Source organism: Actinacidiphila paucisporea (assembly GCF_900142575.1).
GTDB classification, from domain to species: Bacteria; Actinomycetota; Actinomycetes; order Streptomycetales; family Streptomycetaceae; genus Actinacidiphila; species Actinacidiphila paucisporea.
Genome location: NZ_FRBI01000009.1, coordinates 118000 through 134962 on the forward strand (window position 1 = coordinate 118000; position 16963 = coordinate 134962).

Here is a 16963-nt window from a genome sequence, read left to right on the forward strand (position 1 = left end):
GTCGTGCGACCCGCCCTGCGCGATGCGCGAACCGCCCGCCGCCCCGGCGGTCGCGGACGGCGGGCGTGCCCACCGCGGTACGCGGGCCGCCCGATCAGGCGGTCGCCTCCGCTCGTGCGGCCAGTGCCAGGACCCGCCGGGCGCCGGCCACCACCGCGGGGTCGATGAAGCGGCCGTCGGGCAGTGCCAGCGCGCCCGGGGAGGCGTCGGCCGCCGCGACCGTCTCCCGGGCCGCGGCGATCTCCGGCGCGGACGGCAGATACGCCCGCTCGATGACCGGGAGTTGGCGCGGGTGGATCGCGGCCCGCCCGAGGAAGCCCAGGGACCGGCCGCGCCGGCACGACGCGGCAAGGCCCGGCAGGTCGCGGACGTCGGGGTAGACCGACTGGGCCGGCGGCGCGAGCCCCGCCGCCCGCGCCGCGACCACCGTGCGGACCCGCGGCCACACCAGCGCCTCCTCGTCCGTGAGCCCCAGGTCGGCCCGCAGGTCGGCCTCACCCAGCGCGATGCCCTTGACGGCCGGGTCGGCCGACGCGATCGCGAAGGCGTTCTCCACCCCGAGCGCGGACTCCAGCAGCGGATACAGTCCGGGTACGTCACCGTGCTCGCGCAGCACCCGCACCACCCGGTCGACGTCCGCCGGCGAGCCGACCTTCGGCAGCCGCAGACCGCCGAGCCCGGGCAGCCCGGCGAGGGCCGCAAGGTCCGCGGCGAACAGCGGGCCGTGCAACGAGTTCACCCGGACATGCACCGCCGCGGGGCCCGCGACCGGCTCCGCGAGCAGCTCGGCGGTCGCGGCCCTGGCGTACTCCTTGCGAGCGGGGCCGACCGCGTCCTCCAGGTCGACCAGCACCACGTCGGCCCCGGACCGTAGCGCCTTGGCCACCACGTCGGGCCGGTCGCCCGGTGCGTAGAGCCAGGTCAGGGCGATGCCGGCGGCCGGGGGGCGGCGCCGGGGGCCCGCGTCGGGACCGCCGCCGGGCGCGGGCACCGTGGCGGCGCGGACCTGGCGGCTCACAGCGCGCCCTCCTCGCGCAGCGCGGCGATCTGCGGTCCGGTCAGGCCGAGTTCGGCCAGCACCTCCGCGGTGTCGGCGCCGTGCGGCCGGCCCGTCCAGCGGATCGCCCCGGGGGTGGCGGACAGCCGGAAGAGCACGTTCTGCATCCGCAACCGGCCCAGGTCCTCGTCCTCGACCTGCGCCACCGTGCCCAGCGCGCGGAACTGCGGGTCGGCGACCACGTCGCGCACGTCGTAGACCGGCGCGACCGCGGCCTGTGCCGACTCGAACGCGGCCACCACCTCCTCGCGGTCGTGCCGGCCGATCCAGTCGCCCACCACCTTGTCGATCTCGTCGGCGTGCGCGGCGCGCCCGGTGCCGGTCGCGAACCACGGCTCGTCGGTGAATTCCGGGTGCCCGACGAGCCGCAGCACCCGCTCGGCCACCGACTGCGCCGACGACGACACCGCCAGCCAGCTGCCGTCGGCGGTGCGATAGGTGTTGCGGGGCGCGTTGTTGGCCGAGCGGTTGCCCATCCTGGGCTGCACGTAGCCGAGCTGGTCGTACCAGAGCAGCTGCGGGCCGAGCACGGCGAGCATCGGCTCGATGATCGCCATGTCCACCACCTGCCCGGCGCCGGTGCGGTCCCGGCCGGCGAGCGCCGCCATCACCGCGTACGCGGTCGCCAGTCCCGCCACCGCGTCGGCCAGGCCGAACGGCGGCAGCGTCGGCGGGCCGTCCGGCTCACCGGTCGTCGCCGCGAAGCCGCTCATCGCCTCCGCGAGGGTGCCGAAACCCGGGCGGTTCGCGTACGGCCCGAACTGGCCGAAGGCGGTGACACGGGCCAGCACCAGCCGCGGGTTGGCGGCGGACAGCTCCGCCCAGCCCAGGCCCCACTTCTCCAGGGTGCCTGGGCGGAAGTTCTCGATGACCACGTCGGCGGAGGCGACCAGCTTGAGCAGTACGTCGCGCCCGCCGGCGGTGGACAGGTCGACGGTGATATTGCGCTTGTTGCGGCCGAGGTGTTTCCACCACAGGCCGACGCCGTTCTTGCCCGGGCCGTGGCCCCGGGACGGGTCGGGCTTGCTCGGGTGCTCGACCTTGATCACGTCGGCGCCGAAGTCGCCGAGCAGGGTGGCGGCGCCGGGCCCGGCGAAGAGCGTGGCCAGGTCGAGGACCCGCATACCGGCCAGCGGGCCGGACGGCGGATCGGCGGCCGGTGCCGGGGCGGAAGGGGCCGCGTCCTGCGGATGCGGATCGTGCATGGTCCTACCTCTGTTCCGGTGTGCGTGCGGATCGTCCTGACGGTGTGCGGTGCGCGGCGGCCGCGCGGGCGTCGATGGCGGCGCGGTGCGGCATCGAGGAGGAGGCGCCGGGGTGCTCAACGGACAGCGCCGAGGCCGCGGTCGCCCAGCCGAGCGCGTCGGCGGTCTCCCGGCCCTCGCCGAGCGCCACCGCCAGCGCCCCGACGAAGGTGTCGCCCGCCGCGGTGGTGTCCACCACGTCCGCCGCCAGCGCGGGCACCGCGAGCGGCTCCCGGCCGCGTACCGCGTGCAGGCTGCCCGCCGCGCCCAGCGTGATCACCACCTCAGGTACGGCGTCGAGCAGCGCGCGGGCTGCCGCACGCGGGTCGCGCCGGCCGCTGAGTGCGGCGGCCTCGTGCTCGTTCGGCACCAACAGGTCGGTGACGGCCAGCAGTTCGTCGGGCAGCGGTTGCGCGGGCGCGGGCGTGAGGACGGTCCGTACGCCCTGTGCCCTGGCCGCTCGCGCCCCGGCGAGCACGCCCGCGAGGGGGAGTTCGAGCTGCAGCAGCAGCGCGCCGGCGCGGCCGATCACCGCCTCGTCGTCCGAAGTCAGCCCGGTCACCGTTCCGTTGGCGCCGGGCACCACCACGATCGCGTTGTGCCCTTCGCCGTCCACCACGATCTGCGCGATGCCGCTGGGGCCCGGCGCCGTACGCAACCGGCCGGTGTCGACGCCCGCGTCCGCCAGCGCGGCACGCAGCCGTCCGCCGAAGTCGTCGTCGCCGACCGCTCCGATCATCGCGACGGCGCCGCCCGCCCGTGCGGCGGCGATGGCCTGGTTGGCGCCCTTGCCGCCGGCGACCGTGCGGAACGACTCCCCGGTCACGGTCTCGCCGCGGGCCGGCGCGACCTTCACGTACGCGACCAGGTCCATGTTGGCGCTGCCCAGGACCGCGATCCCGGCCGGTCGTGCGGGGGGTGCTGTCATGAGCTGCCTTCCTGCGGGAGGACCGCGAGCGCGGCGGTGCGCCGGGCGAGCGTGTCGAAGCCGATGCCGTCGAGGCCGCCGACCGTGGTCGACAGCCGGTTCCGCAGCGGGTCGGTCCACCGGTCGGGCAGCGCCGCGGGCGAACCCGCGAGCAGCCCGGCGACGGAGCCGGCCGTCGCGCCGTTCGAGTCGGTGTCCCAACCTCCCGACACGGCACGGGTGATGGAGCCGGTGAAGTCGCCGTCCGCGTGGGTGAGGGCGGCGGCCAGCAGGCTCACGTTGGGCAGCACGTGCACCCAGTGGTGGTCGCCGTACGCGGAGTGCAGGGCGTCCACCACGTCCGCGAAGCCCTCGGCCGTCCCCGTCGGCTCCGCACGGGCCGCCGCCACGCCGAACCGCACCGCCCGTGCCAGCCGCGACCCCGCGGGCACCACGTCGAGCCCGGCGGCCAGGCACGCGTGGACGTCGGCGCCGCCGCCCGCCGCCCGGGCGATCACCGCGGCGGCGAACATCGCCCCGTAGACGCCGTTCCCGGTGTGGGTGAGCACCGCGTCCCGCCACGCCTGGTCCGCGGCGGCGACCGGATCGCCCGGATGCGTCCAGCCGTGGACATCGGCCCTGATGAGCGCGCCGATCCACTCGCGGAAGGGATTGCGCCGGGTGGCTGTCCCCGGTGGCTCGACCCCGTCCAGCAGATTGCGGTAGGCGACCCGCTCGGCGGTGAAGGTCCGCCCCGCGGGCAGCTCGTCCAGCCACAGCCGCGCCACGTCGGCGGTGCTGAAGCCGTGGCCGTGCCTCTCCAGCAACAACAGCCCGAGCACCGGGTAGTTGAGGTCGTCGTCCTCCGGCATCCCGCTGATGTTCTCGGCGAGCGAGGTGCCCGCGCTGCGGCGGTTCCACGGATGGCGCCCGGCGACGGCCGGGTCGAGCCCGACGCCGGTGAACCAGCCGCCCAGCGGCCAGTTGCCGGTCCCGCGGGCGATCTCCCTGATCCCGCCGAGTGTCAGCTTCTCCACCGGCTTCCCGAGCAGGCATCCGACCGCCCGCCCGAGCCACCCGGCTTCCAGCCGCCCGGCCGGCACGGCGTGGTCACCGGCACCCGTCGCCGGAGCCGTCCCGCCCGCCATCACCGCGGTACGCCCGCGGGCCCGGAGGCCGGGAGCGGCGGGCGGCGCTCCCGCGTGCCCGGCCGGCGCCAGGCCGGCACGCGGCCCGTCCGACGCCGGGCGGTGCGGCTCGGCCCGGAAGGCGTGCCCCGAGGGCGGCGGCGGTGCCGCTGCCGGTCCTCCGGACCCGCCGGGCCGAGGCGGCGGCCACGCCGCGGCGAGCGCGTGGATCGCCGCCAGCTCGGTCGGCTCGGCCGCGTCCAGCAGGCCGGGCATCGCCGCCAGTTCGTCGAGCAGCCGTTCGGCCAGGGCGCGCAGCTCCGGGGCGGCGGGCACCGGGGAGGCGCCCGCGCGGGGCGGAGCGAGGTGGCCGCCCGCGGACAGCCAGCGGCGGCCCACCTCGGCCGGGTCACGGCCGTCCTCCGCCGCCTGGCGCAGTTCGTGGCCGATCAGGTCCTCCGGCTGGACCCAGGTCAGCCGCACGTCCCCGGCGTGCGGCGTCATCGCACCTCCGCCAGAGCCGTGAACGCCGTCTCGTGCGCCCGGCGGCGTTCGGTGTCCCGGGTGAAGACCTCCCGGGTGACGGCGGTCAACTCCGCGGCGGGGGCGTAGAGATCGAGGCGACTGGCCCGGCCCACCTCGGTGCTCCACCCGGCGGGCACCGCCCCGGTGCCGCCGAGGGCTCCGGCGATCGCCCCGCTCATCGTGGCGATCGAGTCGCAGTCCCGCCCGTAATTCACCGAACCGAGCACCGCGGGCTCGTAGTCGCCGCCGCCGACCAGCAGCATGCCGAGTGCGACGGGGAGTTCCTCGATGGCGTGCAGCCGGGACGGGCGGCGGGCGCCGAGCGAGGGCTCGCGGTAGCGCGGCCCGACCGTGTCGAAGGGTGCGACGGCCTCCCGCAGCGGGCCGAGCGCCCGCTCCCAGTCATCGTAGCCCGCGGCCCGCTCGCACACCGCCTCGATCGCCGCCCGCGTACCGTCCTTGGCCAGCCCGAGCGCCGCGTCCACCACGCTCGCCGCGGTCGCGCCGGGCACGAAGGCCGCCGCGACGGCCGCGGCGAAGACCCCCGCCGCCTCACGCCCGTAGGACGACTGGTGCGGCGCCGCCACCTCCACCGCCTCCGCGTAAGCCGCGGCCGGATTGCCGGCGTTGACCACGCCGACCGGCGCCATGTACATCGCCGCACCGCAGTTGACGATGTTGCCGACGCCGGCCTCCCGCGGGTCCACGTGCCCGTAGTGCAGCCGGGCCACGATCCACTTCTCGGCCAGGAAGATCCGCTGCAACGGCAGCGCCTCCGCCTCCAGTTCGGGGATCCACCGGGGTGTGCCGATCAGGTCGGGCACCAGGTGCTCCGCGACGCTGTACGCGTCCAGGTGGTCGCGTACCTTGGCGTAGACCCGGACCAGCGCGTGCGTCATCAGGGTGTCGTCGGTGACGTGGCCGTCGCCCTTGTGATACGGCGCGATGGGCCGCGCGGTGCGCCAGTCCTCGTGGAAGGGGCCGACGATGCCGCGCACCCGGCCGCCGTGCCGTTCGGCGATCTGCTCCGGCGTCCAGCCCTCGACCGGGCCGCCGAGCGCGTCCCCGACAGCGGCGCCGGCGAGGCAGCCCGCGACGCGGTCCTCAAGCGTCAGTTTCATGGATTCCGAGTCCTCCTGGTCGTTCCTGGGCGGTGACGGCCGGCTCGACGGCGGCCAGCCGTCCGGCCAACTCCACGAGATCGAGGCCGGCCAGCCGCGGCAGCGCGCAGCCGGCCAGGGTCCTGCACGCGGCCCGCCACGAGGCGGGCAGACTGTGCGCCCCGCCGAGCGCGCCGGCCAGCGCGCCCGCCAGCGCGGGCGCGGAGTCCGCGACCCGCGACAGGCACGCGGCGGCGGGCACCGCCTCGCCCACGGCGCCGTCGCCGGCCAGCACCAGGGCGAGGGCGACCGGCACCGTGTCGGCGGCGGCGATGCCGTAGCTGTAGACGTGGTCGATGATCTGGTGCTCCAGCAGCGGGACCAGGCCGAACGCCCGCCCGTGGACGCCGTCGCCGGCCGCACCGGCCGCGCGGGCGAGGGCGACCGCGTGCTCCGCGTTGCGCGCGATCTCCGAGCCGGGCGGCAACTGGGCCAGGGCCGCGGCCACGCAGTCCTGCGTCGGGGCGCCGGCCAGCGCGAGCGCGACGGCGGCTGCCATCGCACGGGCGCCGTGCACCCCGTCCTCGTCCTGGGTGTAGCGCGCGTCGTATTCGGCGAGGTCGGCGGCGGCCGCCGGGTCGCCGGGGTGGACCACGGCGAGCACGCAGGCCCGCCCGCAGGCGGCGTCGTCGAAGAAGTGCGGGTTGTCGTGGCCGGTGGCGGGCGGGCGCAGGCCGGTGGCGAGATTGCCGAGCCCCGCCCGTACCGAGATCCTGGCCCGCAGCGGGATCACCGCGGACTCGACCTCGGGCGCACGGGCCGCCGCCGAGGAGATCTCGGCGGCCAGCGACATCCAGGCGAGGTCCACCGCGGCGCGCACCCGCCGGTCGCGGCTGAGGTCGCTGAGCGGCGCCCCGCGCGAGGCGAGCACCGCCTCCGCGGTGAAGGCCGCCCACTCGGCGTCGTCGGAAGGCCCGAGCCGCAGCGGCTCGGGCGGCTGGTTGAGGGCGATCGGCACGGGCAGGGTGGTCGTCTCGTTCTGTTCGGCGAAGGTGTCCAGCTCGCGCGTCAGCCGCCGCGTCCACTCGGGCATCCGCGCCGCCCGGTGCCGCGCCGCGGGCCACCCGGCGGCGTCCCCTGCGGCGAGCCCGAGCAGCAGCCCTTCGACCCGCGACCGCGCCTCGTCCCCTCCCGCGGCCCCCTGGCTCGGGACGCCGGCGGCCGCTCGCCCCCTGCCGCGGGGCCGCGGCGGTGTCGCGTCGGTAGTGCGTGGGGCGGGACCGGGGTGGCGGGGCGCCGCGGGGCCGGCAGGGGGTGTGGCCGCTGTCGCGGCCGCGGTGCAGGGCCGGTGGGTCATGAGGCGGCCCGTCCCGCGGTGGCGTGGCCGTGCTCGTCGGGGGTGAGCAGGTCGGCGATGTCGTGGACGTGGTAGCCGGCCATCGCGGGGAGGCAGCTGCCGCGTACCGCCTTGACGGCACGCGACCAGCGGTAGGGGATGGCGGAACAGCCGCCGAGCGTACCGGCGAGCGCGCCCGCGACCGCGGCCGTGGTGTCGGCGTCCCTGCCCATGTTCACCGCCGTGAGCACCGAGCCGGTGAAGTCGCCCGCCGCCAGGGCGAACGCGCCGAAGGCCAGGCCCACCGCCTCGGGGGCCAGGTCGGTCCACGGGTAGCCGCCGATGACGACCGCGGCACGCAGCGCCCGCTCCCGGTCGAGCACCGTCAGGCCGGCGTCGAGCCTGACCCGGCGGGCCACCGTCACCGCCCGGCGCAGCGAGCGGGCGGTCCAGGAGTCCTCGGGCACCACCGTCAGCGCGGCGGTGATCACCGCGGCGCAGTCCGCGCCGCCCATCGCCGCCGCGACGCCCGCCGCGACGGCCTGCCCGCCGTAGATCCCCTCGCCTTCGTGGCTGACCGTGCCGTCGATGGCGACCAGCCGCGCGGCCTCGGCGGGACGCCCGGCGGCGAAGACACCGCAGGGCGCGGCACGCATCGCGAGCCCGTCGCTCCACGCGTGCCGGTGCTGTGCGGTGATCGGCGAGGCCAGGCCCCGGCGGAGGTTCTCCAGGGTGCCGCGCTCGCTGAAACCCGCGCCCTTGAAGGGACCTTCGTCGCGGTCGGCGATCCACACGTGCCAGGCCGTCTCGACGTCGCCCGCGGTCAGGGCGGAGCCGTGCCGGGCCAGCAGCAGGCCGGACAGGATCGCGTATTCGGTGTCGTCGGTGCCGGCCGGGTCGTCGCTGACGAAGTCCTCGATACGGCCCCAGCGCTTGCGGATCGCCGACGGCTTCATGTTCTCGGCCGGCGCTCCCAGCGCGTCACCGACGGCGAGGCCGGTCAGCGCGCCGCGCGCGTGGTCTCGGGGTGAGCCGGGTGCGGGGGCGGGTCGGCGGGCGCTGTGGGGAGACGGGGTCGGATAGGGGCCGGAGGTGTCGGGTGAGGCGGGAGTTGTGCTCATGCCGTGCCATTTCCTGGTGAGTCCTGCTGTGTGGTGCGTGCGTCCGCCGTCTGCCTGCGCGGCGGGGCGGCGGTCGCGGCAGCGGTCGGTACGCGGCTGCGGACATGTCGGCGGCTCCTTGTCGTGGCTGCGGCACGGGCTGTGGGGTACGGGCTTGCGGGGGTGCAGGGTGCGGGTTCGGCGGCGCGGGCGGCGCCTCAGGTGCGGTAGCGGTCGAAGACCCGGTTTCCGTCGCGCACCAGCTTCTTGCGCAGCGAGTCCAGGCCGATGCCACCGCTGAAGAACCGCTGCAGGGCGGGGGTGGCGACCTTGTCCGACCACTCGGGATAGCCGCGCCGGCCCAGCGCCGGGGAGGCCACCAGGTGCGCGGCCACCGACATGCCGGTGCTCCACCCGAGCTTGTCGGTGGTCAGCGACGGATCGCGCAGCGCCTCGGTGGCGGTCGGGGCCATCCAGTCGCCGCGGGCCAGCTCCACAAGGGGCCCGGTCTGCGTCATGAAGTCGATGAAGGCCGCCGCCTCCGCCTTGTGCCCGCAGCCCTTGGACACCGACAGCGTCTGCGGGCTGACGCCCTGCGCGCGCCCGCCGTCCGGTGCGCCGGCGCCGACCGGCAGCGGCAGGGTGACCCAGTCGAAGTGGGCGGGCGCCTGCTGCTGTATCTGCTGCCGGTAGGACAGGTTGAGCGGCAGCATCGCGTACCGCCCGGCGAAGAAGCCGGGCAGCGTGTCGCCGCCGCCCATGCCCAGCGCACTGGCCGGCGCCGAGCTGTCCGTGCCGACCTGGCGGCGTACCAGCTCGGCGAAGGCCGAGTCGGCCTGGTCCAGGCGGACTTCGGTGCCCCCGTCGTCCTTGCGGTAGAGGATCCGGCCACCGGTGGTCAGCGACAGATTCAGCGTCACGCTGACCGGTGAACTCATGGGCCACGCCACGCCGTAGCGCTCGCCGGACCCGCCGGGGCGCGACAGCTCCCTGGCGATGTCCTCGAACTCGTCCCACGTCCACGGCTTCGCCGCGTCCGGCAGGCCGATCCCCGCCTGGTCCAGCAGGGTGCGGTTGGCGATCAGCATCCGCGGCTCCTGCAGGAACGGCACGCCGTACAGACCCCCGTCGAAGCGGGCCATGTCCCAGGTGGCGGACGGGATACGGCCGCGCGCCGCCGCGGGCAGCAGGTGGGTCAGGTCGGCGAGGTAGCCGCCGGAGCCGAAGTCGGTGAGGTCGTTGCCCTCGTCGTGGATGATGTCGGGCGCCGCGCCGCCCTCGAAGGACGTGAGCAACTGGTCGTGGACGTCGTCCCAACTGCCCTGTACGTAGCGAACCCGCACGTCGGGGTGCGCGGAATTCCACTGCGCCACCAGCGCCTTGTTGGCCTTGACCGACTCCTCCTGCCAGGCCAGCGACAGGAAGTCCAGGGTGGGCACGCCGGACGCGGCCGACGAGCCGCAGCCGGACAGCACGGCAGCGCAGGAGGCGGCAGCGGCGGTCGCGGCGGCGCCGGTGAGCAGGCTGCGGCGGCGCATCAGCCCTTCACCGCCCCGGACAGCATCCCGCCGACCAGGCGCTTTTGCAGCAGCGCGAAGAAGACCAGGCTGGGAATGGTGGCGAGCAGCGACGCGGCGGCCAGCGGGCCGAGGTCCGCGGCGCCCTCGGCACCGGTGAAATGGGTGAGGATCACGGACATCGTCTGCTTCTCCGGTGTCTTGAGCAGGACCAGGGCGAAGAAGAACTCGTTCCAGGCGGTGACGAAGGCGAACATCAGGGTCGCGACCAGCCCGGGCGCCAGCAGCGGAAGGACCACGCTGCGCAGCGTCCGCAGCCGCCCGCAGCCGTCGATCGCGGCCGCCTCCTCCAGCGACACGGGCACCGCTCTGACGTAGCTCTGCAGCATCCACAGCACGAAGGGGAGCGTCCACACGACGTAAACGACGACGAGGCCGGGCCGGGAGTCGATCAGGTGCAGATTCTTGAGCACCATGAACAGCGGGATGATGACCAGCACCAGCGGGAACATCTGGCTGACCAGGACCCAGCCGGTGCCTGCCCGGCTGACCGCGCCCTTGAACCGCACCATCGCGTACGCGGCGGGCACCGCGACCGCCACCGAGACCAGCGCGGCCGCCCCTGCCACCAGCAGGCTGTTGAGCGCCGCGTGCAGCAGCGGCTGCTCGTCGAGCGCGGTGCGGAAATTTCCCAGCGTCGGATGCCGCGGCAGCCACGTCGGGTCGACGGAGCCCAGCTCCCTGGGCGACTTGAAGGCGGTGGAGACCAGCCACAGCAGCGGGAAGGCCAGGAAGACCAGATAGCACAGCAGTGCCGCGTACTGCCCGGTGCGGCCCGCGCGGCGGCCCAGTTTCCGCCGCGGGGGAGCCGGTTGCGGAAGGGGGACGGGCCGCGGGGCGGCCTGCTCGGAGGCGGGGACGGCGGCGCTCACTGGTCGGCCTCCTTGAGTCGGTTGCGCAGGAAGACGGTGAGCAGCACGGCGACCACCGCGACCATCACCAGGCCCATGGCCGCCGCGTAGCCGAACTGCCCGTAGCGGAAAGCCTCTTCGTAGGCGAAGAGGCTCGGCAGCCGGGTCTTGCCGCCGGGGCCGCCGCTGGTCAGCACGTACACCAGGCCGAAGGAGTTGAAGTTCCAGATGAAGTTGAGCGCGGTGATGGACAGCACCACCGGCTTGAGCGTCGGCCAGGTCACCGTGGTGAAGCGGCGCCAGGCCCCCGCCCCGTCGATGGCGGCCGCCTCGTGCAGCTCCAGCGGTACGTTCTGCAGGCCGGCCAGCAGCACCACGGTGGTCTGCGGCATGCCGAACCACACGCCCACCACGATCACCGCGGGCAGCGCGAGTGACAGGCTGGACAGCCAGTCGGTGTGCCCGGACGTCAGGTGCAGGTGGCGCAGCGTGTTGTTGAGGATGCCCGCGTCCGGGTTGTAGACCAGCCGCCACATGATGCCGACCACGACCTCCGGCATCGCCCAGGGCACCAGCGCCAGCGTGCGGGCCAGCCAGCGGAAGCGCAGGTTCTGGTTGAGCAGCAGCGCCAGGCCGAGCGCCAGCAGCAGTTGCAGCGCGGTCACGCAGACAGCCCAGACCAGGCCGATCCTGAACGAGTCCCAGAACAGCGAGTCGAGCCGCAGGTCCGCGAAGTTGCGCACGCCGGTGAAGGACGTGGACCGGGTGACGCCCGACTGGGCGTCGGTGAAGGCCAGCGATATGCCGTACAGCAGCGGTCCGACGCTCAGCACCAGCACGGGTATCAGCGCGGGCAGCAGCAGGAACCAGGCGTCCCGGTCCAGGCCGAGCATGCGGCGGCGGGCGGCGGCCGTACGCGGCGGGGGAGTGCCGGCGCCCGGCCGTGGCCGGGTCGCCGCGGTGGCGCTCATGACACCCCCACCGCGACACCGGCGCCGGCGGACCTGCTCCGCGCGCCGGTGGTCGACTCGCGGACCACCAGCCGGGGCGCGACCGTCTCGCAGCGCACCTCGTGCCGGCCGCCGTCGAGCCGGGCGACCAGCATCCGGGCGGCGATCCCGCCCCTTTCCGCGGACCCCAGGTCCACGCTGGTCAGCGCCGGATGGCCGGCCCTGGCCAGTTCGCTGTCGTCCATACCCACCACCGCGAGGTCGTCGGGTATGCGCAGGTCCCGGTCGTGCGCGGCATGGGCGGCGCCCAGCGCCAGCTGGTCGTTGGCGCAGAAGACGGCGTCGATGCCCGGGTGCGCGTCCAGCAGCCGGTGGGCGGCCAGTGCGCCGGCCTCGATGCCGAAGTCGGTGGTCACGGTGAGCGCCGGGTCCGGTACGAGGCCGGCCTCGCACAACGCCGTCTCGTAGCCGATCCTGCGGTTGCGCCCCGGCACGGTGTCGGAGGGGCCGTTGATGAACGCGATCCGCCGCCGGCCGCGCTCCATCAGGTGCCGCACCGCCAGCAGGGTGCCTGTCACCGAGTCGGCGCGCACGCTGTCCACCGCTGCCGCGTCGGGCAGCGACCCGATGACCACCACCGGGCGGGCGGCGCGGGCCAGCACCTCCAGATGCGCGTCGGTCACCCGGATCGGACACAGGATCAGCCCGTCGCTGGTCCGGTCGGCGAGGCTGCGCACGACGGCCAACTCGTCCTCCGCGACGGCGTCGGTGGAGTGCAGCAGCAACCGGTAGCCCAGCGGCTTGGTGACGGTCTGTATCTGCCGGACCATCGACACGTAGGCCGGGTTGCCGACATCGGGCATGGCGAAGGTCAGCTGCCGGGTCCGCCCGCCCTTGAGGGACCTGGCCACCCCGTTGGGCACGTAGCCCAGTTCGGCCGCGGCCTGCTCGACCCGCCGCACCGTGTTGGGGCGGGCCCCGTGACCATTGAGAACACGCGAGACCGAGGCGATCGACACCCCCGCCCGCGCGGCGATCGTCTCCACGGTGGGCGGTCCGCCCGAAGTCGTCATAGTGGCCCCCTTGCTGGCCGGCGGCAAACTGTAAACGTTTACAGAGTGATCCTTCTACGACTCCTCGTGGGAGGAGTGGTTTCCGCAATGTTGCGCGGATGTTTCACTGACGGTCAATCAATTGTGGCCTGAATCACGTCCCGGAGGGAAGCGTTCAGGAAAATCTTGTCGGCGGGCGCGATGTCCCGAGCGTCCGGCCGGTCCGACCGCGGCGCGATGAGCGCCGCGGACAGGTGGCTAGTCGACCGGGGTCAGCCCTGCCGCGGACACCAGTTCGGCGACCGCCCGCGACTCGGCGTCCGTCAGCGGCAGCAACGGCGCCTGGGTGCGCGCGTGCCTGATCACCCCGCGGGCGAACAGCGCGGCCTTGAACGCGCCGAGCGCGCCCGACATCCGGCCCACCGGGCCGCGGTCGGCGACCTCGATGATGCCGAACAGCTCGGTCAGCCGCCGCTGTTCGGCCCGCGCGGCGGCGGTGCGCCGGCCCGCGCGGCCTCGTAGAGCCGTACGTGGCCGTGCGGGTCCACATTGCCCAGGCCCGGCACGATCCCGTCGGCGCCGCGCGCCATCGCCAGGTCCGCCAGCGTCTCGGAGCCGGTCAGGCAGCCCGCTCCGCTGCCCGCCGCACCGTCCATCACCCGCTGGAAGGACTCCAGGTCGCCCGGGGAGTCCTTGACCGCGGCGATCACCTTGGCCTGCGCCAGCTCGCCGAGCAGCGCGGGCGGGAGCTTGTAGCCGACGTTCGACGGGATGTCGTAGGCGACGAGCGGCAGTTCGAGCGGCGGTGCGCAGGGACAACCCGCGCGGCCTGCTCGACATCGTCGAGGTCCGCGCCCTGCTGGAGAGCGGCCTGATCCGCCGCTCCGCGCTCGAACTCACCGACGAGGACCTCGGCCGGCTGCGCGACGAGCTGGACGCGCTGGCCGCCGACGGGGACGCCGGCCGCGCGGGCCACGACCGGCGCTTCCACGAGCTGCTCTACGAACCCCTCGGCAATGCCCTGGTCCTCCAGCTGATCGCGCTGTTCTGGGACGTCTACCGCCAGGTCGAGACCGAGGTCGGCAAACCGCACACCGCCCACGACCAGGTCGTACGCCAGCACCGCCAGGTCCTGGAGGCGGTCGCCGCCCGCGACCCGGACGCGGCCGCCGCCAGGATCGCCGAGCACTTCGCCGACATCACCGGCCGCTTCGACCGCTGGACCGGCGCCACCGGGTCCGCCGCGGTCGCCGCGGACCCGGCCTGACGAAGGCGGCCCGCTCGCGGTGGCCGCCCGTGCCTCGCGGGCCCCGAGACGACCCGGTCGTCCACCGGGCCGCGGCGAGACGGAGCGCGCGGCGACCAGACGGAGCGCGCGGTGACCAGCTTGTGGATCACCATTTCGCCACGCGCCCCCACCCGCGATACTCGACGCCAGCGGTGCGCCGGAACCGCCCCGGGCGGCGCCGCGCCCCGCCGACCCGAGGAGCGCCCCGCATGGACACCCCGACCCCTGATCCGAGCGGCGCCCGCCGTGCGCTGCGGGCACTGGCCGCCAGGCTGCGGGCCAAGGACCCGGGCCTGGCCGCCACCCGCAGGGCCGGCCGCGGCGCCATCGTGATGCCCGCGCTGTTCGCACTGTGCAGCAAGGGCCTCGGCTCGCCCACCACGGCGAGCTTCGCCGCCTTCGGCGCCTTCTCGATGCTGCTGCTCGTCGACTTCAGCGGGCCCGTGGCGCAGCGGCTGCGCGCCCACGCCGCCCTCGCCGTCGCCTGGGCGGGAATGATCTGCCTGGGCACCGCGGTCTCCAGGGTGACCTGGCTCGGCGTGACCACCATGGTCGTGATCGGCTTCCTGGTCCTCTTCTCCGGCATCGTCAGCTCCGTGCTGGCCGGCGCCACGACCGCGCTGCTGCTCGGCTTCATCCTGCCGGTGTCGCTGGCCGCCCCGATGTCCGCGCTGCCCGACCGGCTGGCAGGCGCCGGACTCGCCACCGCCGCCTCGATGCTCGCCGTCACCCTGTTGTGGCCGCGCCCCTCCACCGACCCGCTCAGCGCACCCGCCGCCGCCGTCTGCCGGGCGGTCGCCGTACGCCTGCGCGTCGACGCCGCCCTGGTGCTCGGCCCCGACACACCCACCGCCGAGGACTGCGCGGCGGCGGCCGCGGGCGCCGCCGCCGCGGCGGAACGGCTGCGCCGCGCCTTCGACTCCACGCCCTACCGCCCCACCGGCCTGTCCACCGGGGCCCGCGCCCTGGTCCGGCTGGTCGACGAACTCACCTGGCTCACCGCGATAGCCGCCCACAGCGGCACACCGCTGGACACCGCCCGCGGCCAGGTGGCGGCGCCCTGCCTGGCCAAACGGGCCGCCGCCCATGCCCTCGACGAGGCCGCCGACCTGCTGGAGGGCCGGCACACCGACCCCTCCCCGCTGCGCGCCGCCACGGAGGAACTGAGCAAGGCGCTGGACGCCATGGAGCACGACGCCACCACCCGGCTGCCGGGCCGGCGCACCGCGCCCGACGGCGACCAGGAGGTCACCGACTTCCTCAGCTCGCTCGACGTCTCCTTCCGCGCCCAGGAACTGGGCTTCGCTGTCCTGCAGATCGCCTCCAACGTCGACCTCGCCGCCGCCGCCGAGCGCCGCGGCTGGGCCGACCGGCTGCTCGGCCGCGAGCCCGGCGGCATGGGCCACCCGCTCACCGCCGCCCGCGAACGCGCCGCCGCGCACGTCGACCCGCACTCGGTGTGGCTGCACAACAGCGTCCGCGGCGCCGCGGGCCTCGGCCTCGCCGTCGCCCTCACCGACGTGACCACCGTCCAGCACTCCTTCTGGGTGGTGCTCGGCGCCCTGTCCGTACTGCGTTCCAACGCCCTGAACACCGGTCAGAACGCGGTGCGGGGACTGGCCGGCACGGTCGCCGGCTCGATCGCCGGCGCGGCGCTGCTCCAACTCATCGGCCACAACAGCGTCCTGCTCTGGTTCCTGCTGCCGCTCGCCGTCCTGGTCGCCGGCATCGCGCCGGCCGCGATCTCCTTCGCCGCGGGCCAGGCCGCCTTCACCGTCACCCTGGTGATCCTCTTCAACATCGGCCAGGTCCCCGACTGGCGCGTCGGCCTCTTCCGCGTCGAGGACATCGCCCTCGGCTGCGCGGTAAGCATCGTCGTCGGCCTCTTCTTCTGGCCGCGCGGCGCCTCGGCGGCAGTGGGCAAGGCCATGGCCGAGGCGTACGCCGACAGCGCCGACTATCTGGCCGGAGCCGTCGACTACGCGGTCGGCTGCTGCACCGCGGGCCCCGAACCTGCCGCGGCCCCGCTGGCCGCCGGGCGGCAGGCCGCCGCCGCGGCCCGGCGACTCGACGACGCCTTCCGCAGCTACCTGGCCGAGCGCGGACCCAAGCCCGTACCGCTCGCGGAGATGACCACGCTCGTCACCGGCGTCGTGGGCCTGCGGCTCGCCGCGGACGCGGTGCTCGGCATGTGGCAGCGGGCGGGCGACGCGCACAGCGACGCCGAGCGGGCCGCGGCCCGCTCCGAGCTGCTGTCCGGCGCCGGCCGCGTCTCGGCCTGGTACCACGGCCTCGCCGACGGCCTCGACGGCCACCACCCCGTCCCGGCCCCCCTCCCGCAGGACCTCGCGGCCGACAGCCGCCTCGTCGAGGCGGTCCACCGCGACCTGCGCGACGAGCGCGGCCGCGCGACGGCGACCGCCGTCCGCATCATCTGGACCGGCGACCACCTCGACGCGGCCCGCCGCCTCCAGACCTCCCTGTCCACGGCGGCCCACGCCTTGCCCTGAGCGACCGGCTCGGGCGCCGCGACCGGTCGCCTCGTCCAAAGCGGGGGCCGGTGTGCGGCGGCCGCCGGGTTACGCCGGCTCGGGCGCGGCTGATCGCGCCCGCGGGGTGCGCGTGCCTTGTCCCGAGTGGGGGCCGGTGTGCGGCGGCCGCCGGACCTCGCGGTCGGGGTCGCCAGCTCGGGCGCGGCTGGTCGCGCCCGCGGAGGGCGCGGGCCCTGTCCCCAGCGGGGGGCCGGTGTGCGGCGGCCGCCGGGTTACGCCGGCTCGGGCGCGGCTGGTCGCGCCGGGGGAGGGCGGCTGGAGCGGTGGCCCCGGCGGACGGCCCCGGGCGGCGGGACA

At 75.5% G+C, this 16963-nt stretch carries 15 protein-coding genes; 2 read left to right on the top strand and 13 right to left on the bottom strand.

What is annotated here, in order from left to right; all coding sequences use genetic code 11:
• Positions 1–94 precede the first annotated feature (94 nt).
• From BUE44_RS15865 to BUE44_RS15920, 13 genes are all read right to left on the bottom strand, one after another.
• Positions 95–931, bottom strand: a complete 837-nt coding sequence (locus BUE44_RS15865) for an HpcH/HpaI aldolase/citrate lyase family protein (RefSeq protein ID WP_073498998.1) — start codon at positions 929–931, stop codon at positions 95–97.
• Positions 932–1014: 83 nt separating this feature from the next.
• On the bottom strand, positions 1015–2262 hold the full coding sequence (locus tag BUE44_RS15870) for a CaiB/BaiF CoA transferase family protein (RefSeq protein ID WP_073498693.1): 1248 nt from the start codon (positions 2260–2262) through the stop codon (positions 1015–1017).
• Between the two features lie 4 nt (positions 2263–2266).
• Positions 2267–3229, bottom strand: a complete 963-nt coding sequence (locus tag BUE44_RS15875) for a ribokinase (protein WP_073498695.1) — start codon at positions 3227–3229, stop codon at positions 2267–2269.
• On the bottom strand, positions 3226–4839 hold the full coding sequence (locus BUE44_RS15880; RefSeq protein WP_073498697.1) for an ADP-ribosylglycohydrolase family protein: 1614 nt from the start codon (positions 4837–4839) through the stop codon (positions 3226–3228). Before BUE44_RS15880 ends, BUE44_RS15875 begins: the two co-directional genes overlap by 4 nt.
• Positions 4836–5981 (bottom strand): ADP-ribosylglycohydrolase family protein, encoded by a 1146-nt coding sequence (locus tag BUE44_RS15885; protein ID WP_073498699.1) that lies wholly within the window; start codon positions 5979–5981, stop codon positions 4836–4838. The genes BUE44_RS15880 and BUE44_RS15885 overlap by 4 nt, the downstream gene beginning before the upstream one ends.
• Positions 5965–7317, bottom strand: a complete 1353-nt coding sequence (locus BUE44_RS15890) for an ADP-ribosylglycohydrolase family protein (RefSeq protein ID WP_073498702.1) — start codon at positions 7315–7317, stop codon at positions 5965–5967. Before BUE44_RS15890 ends, BUE44_RS15885 begins: the two co-directional genes overlap by 17 nt.
• Positions 7314–8417 carry an ADP-ribosylglycohydrolase family protein gene (locus BUE44_RS15895; RefSeq protein ID WP_079189782.1) on the bottom strand — a complete coding sequence of 368 codons (1104 nt, stop codon included), beginning with the start codon at positions 8415–8417 and terminating at the stop codon, positions 7314–7316. Before BUE44_RS15895 ends, BUE44_RS15890 begins: the two co-directional genes overlap by 4 nt.
• Before the next feature lie 197 nt (positions 8418–8614).
• Positions 8615–9934 (bottom strand): ABC transporter substrate-binding protein, encoded by a 1320-nt coding sequence (locus BUE44_RS15900; protein ID WP_073498704.1) that lies wholly within the window; start codon positions 9932–9934, stop codon positions 8615–8617.
• Positions 9934–10764: a carbohydrate ABC transporter permease gene (locus BUE44_RS15905; RefSeq protein WP_073499002.1), complete on the bottom strand. Its 831-nt coding sequence runs from the start codon at positions 10762–10764 to the stop codon at positions 9934–9936. The genes BUE44_RS15900 and BUE44_RS15905 overlap by 1 nt, the downstream gene beginning before the upstream one ends.
• 77 nt (positions 10765–10841) lie before the next feature.
• Positions 10842–11795: a carbohydrate ABC transporter permease gene (locus tag BUE44_RS15910; RefSeq protein ID WP_073498706.1), complete on the bottom strand. Its 954-nt coding sequence runs from the start codon at positions 11793–11795 to the stop codon at positions 10842–10844.
• A complete protein-coding gene (locus tag BUE44_RS15915) occupies positions 11792–12847 on the bottom strand; it encodes a LacI family DNA-binding transcriptional regulator (protein ID WP_073498708.1) in 1056 nt (351 codons plus the stop codon). The genes BUE44_RS15910 and BUE44_RS15915 overlap by 4 nt, the downstream gene beginning before the upstream one ends.
• 237 nt (positions 12848–13084) lie before the next feature.
• The gene (locus BUE44_RS37485; protein ID WP_159450260.1) at positions 13085–13240 is read right to left on the bottom strand and encodes a hypothetical protein; all 156 of its coding nucleotides are present in this window, start codon (positions 13238–13240) and stop codon (positions 13085–13087) included.
• 50 nt (positions 13241–13290) lie between these two features.
• A complete protein-coding gene (locus BUE44_RS15920) occupies positions 13291–13620 on the bottom strand; it encodes a dihydrodipicolinate synthase family protein (RefSeq protein ID WP_079189784.1) in 330 nt (109 codons plus the stop codon).
• A gap of 11 nt (positions 13621–13631) precedes the next feature.
• On the opposite strand from BUE44_RS15920, the gene BUE44_RS15925 reads away from it, so the two are divergent.
• Together BUE44_RS15925 and BUE44_RS15930 are read left to right on the top strand one after the other, a co-directional pair.
• On the top strand, positions 13632–14093 hold the full coding sequence (locus tag BUE44_RS15925; protein ID WP_073498711.1) for a FadR/GntR family transcriptional regulator: 462 nt from the start codon (positions 13632–13634) through the stop codon (positions 14091–14093).
• A 230-nt stretch (positions 14094–14323) separates the two neighbouring features.
• Positions 14324–16624, top strand: a complete 2301-nt coding sequence (locus tag BUE44_RS15930; RefSeq protein ID WP_073498712.1) for an FUSC family protein — start codon at positions 14324–14326, stop codon at positions 16622–16624.
• Positions 16625–16963 lie beyond the last annotated feature (339 nt).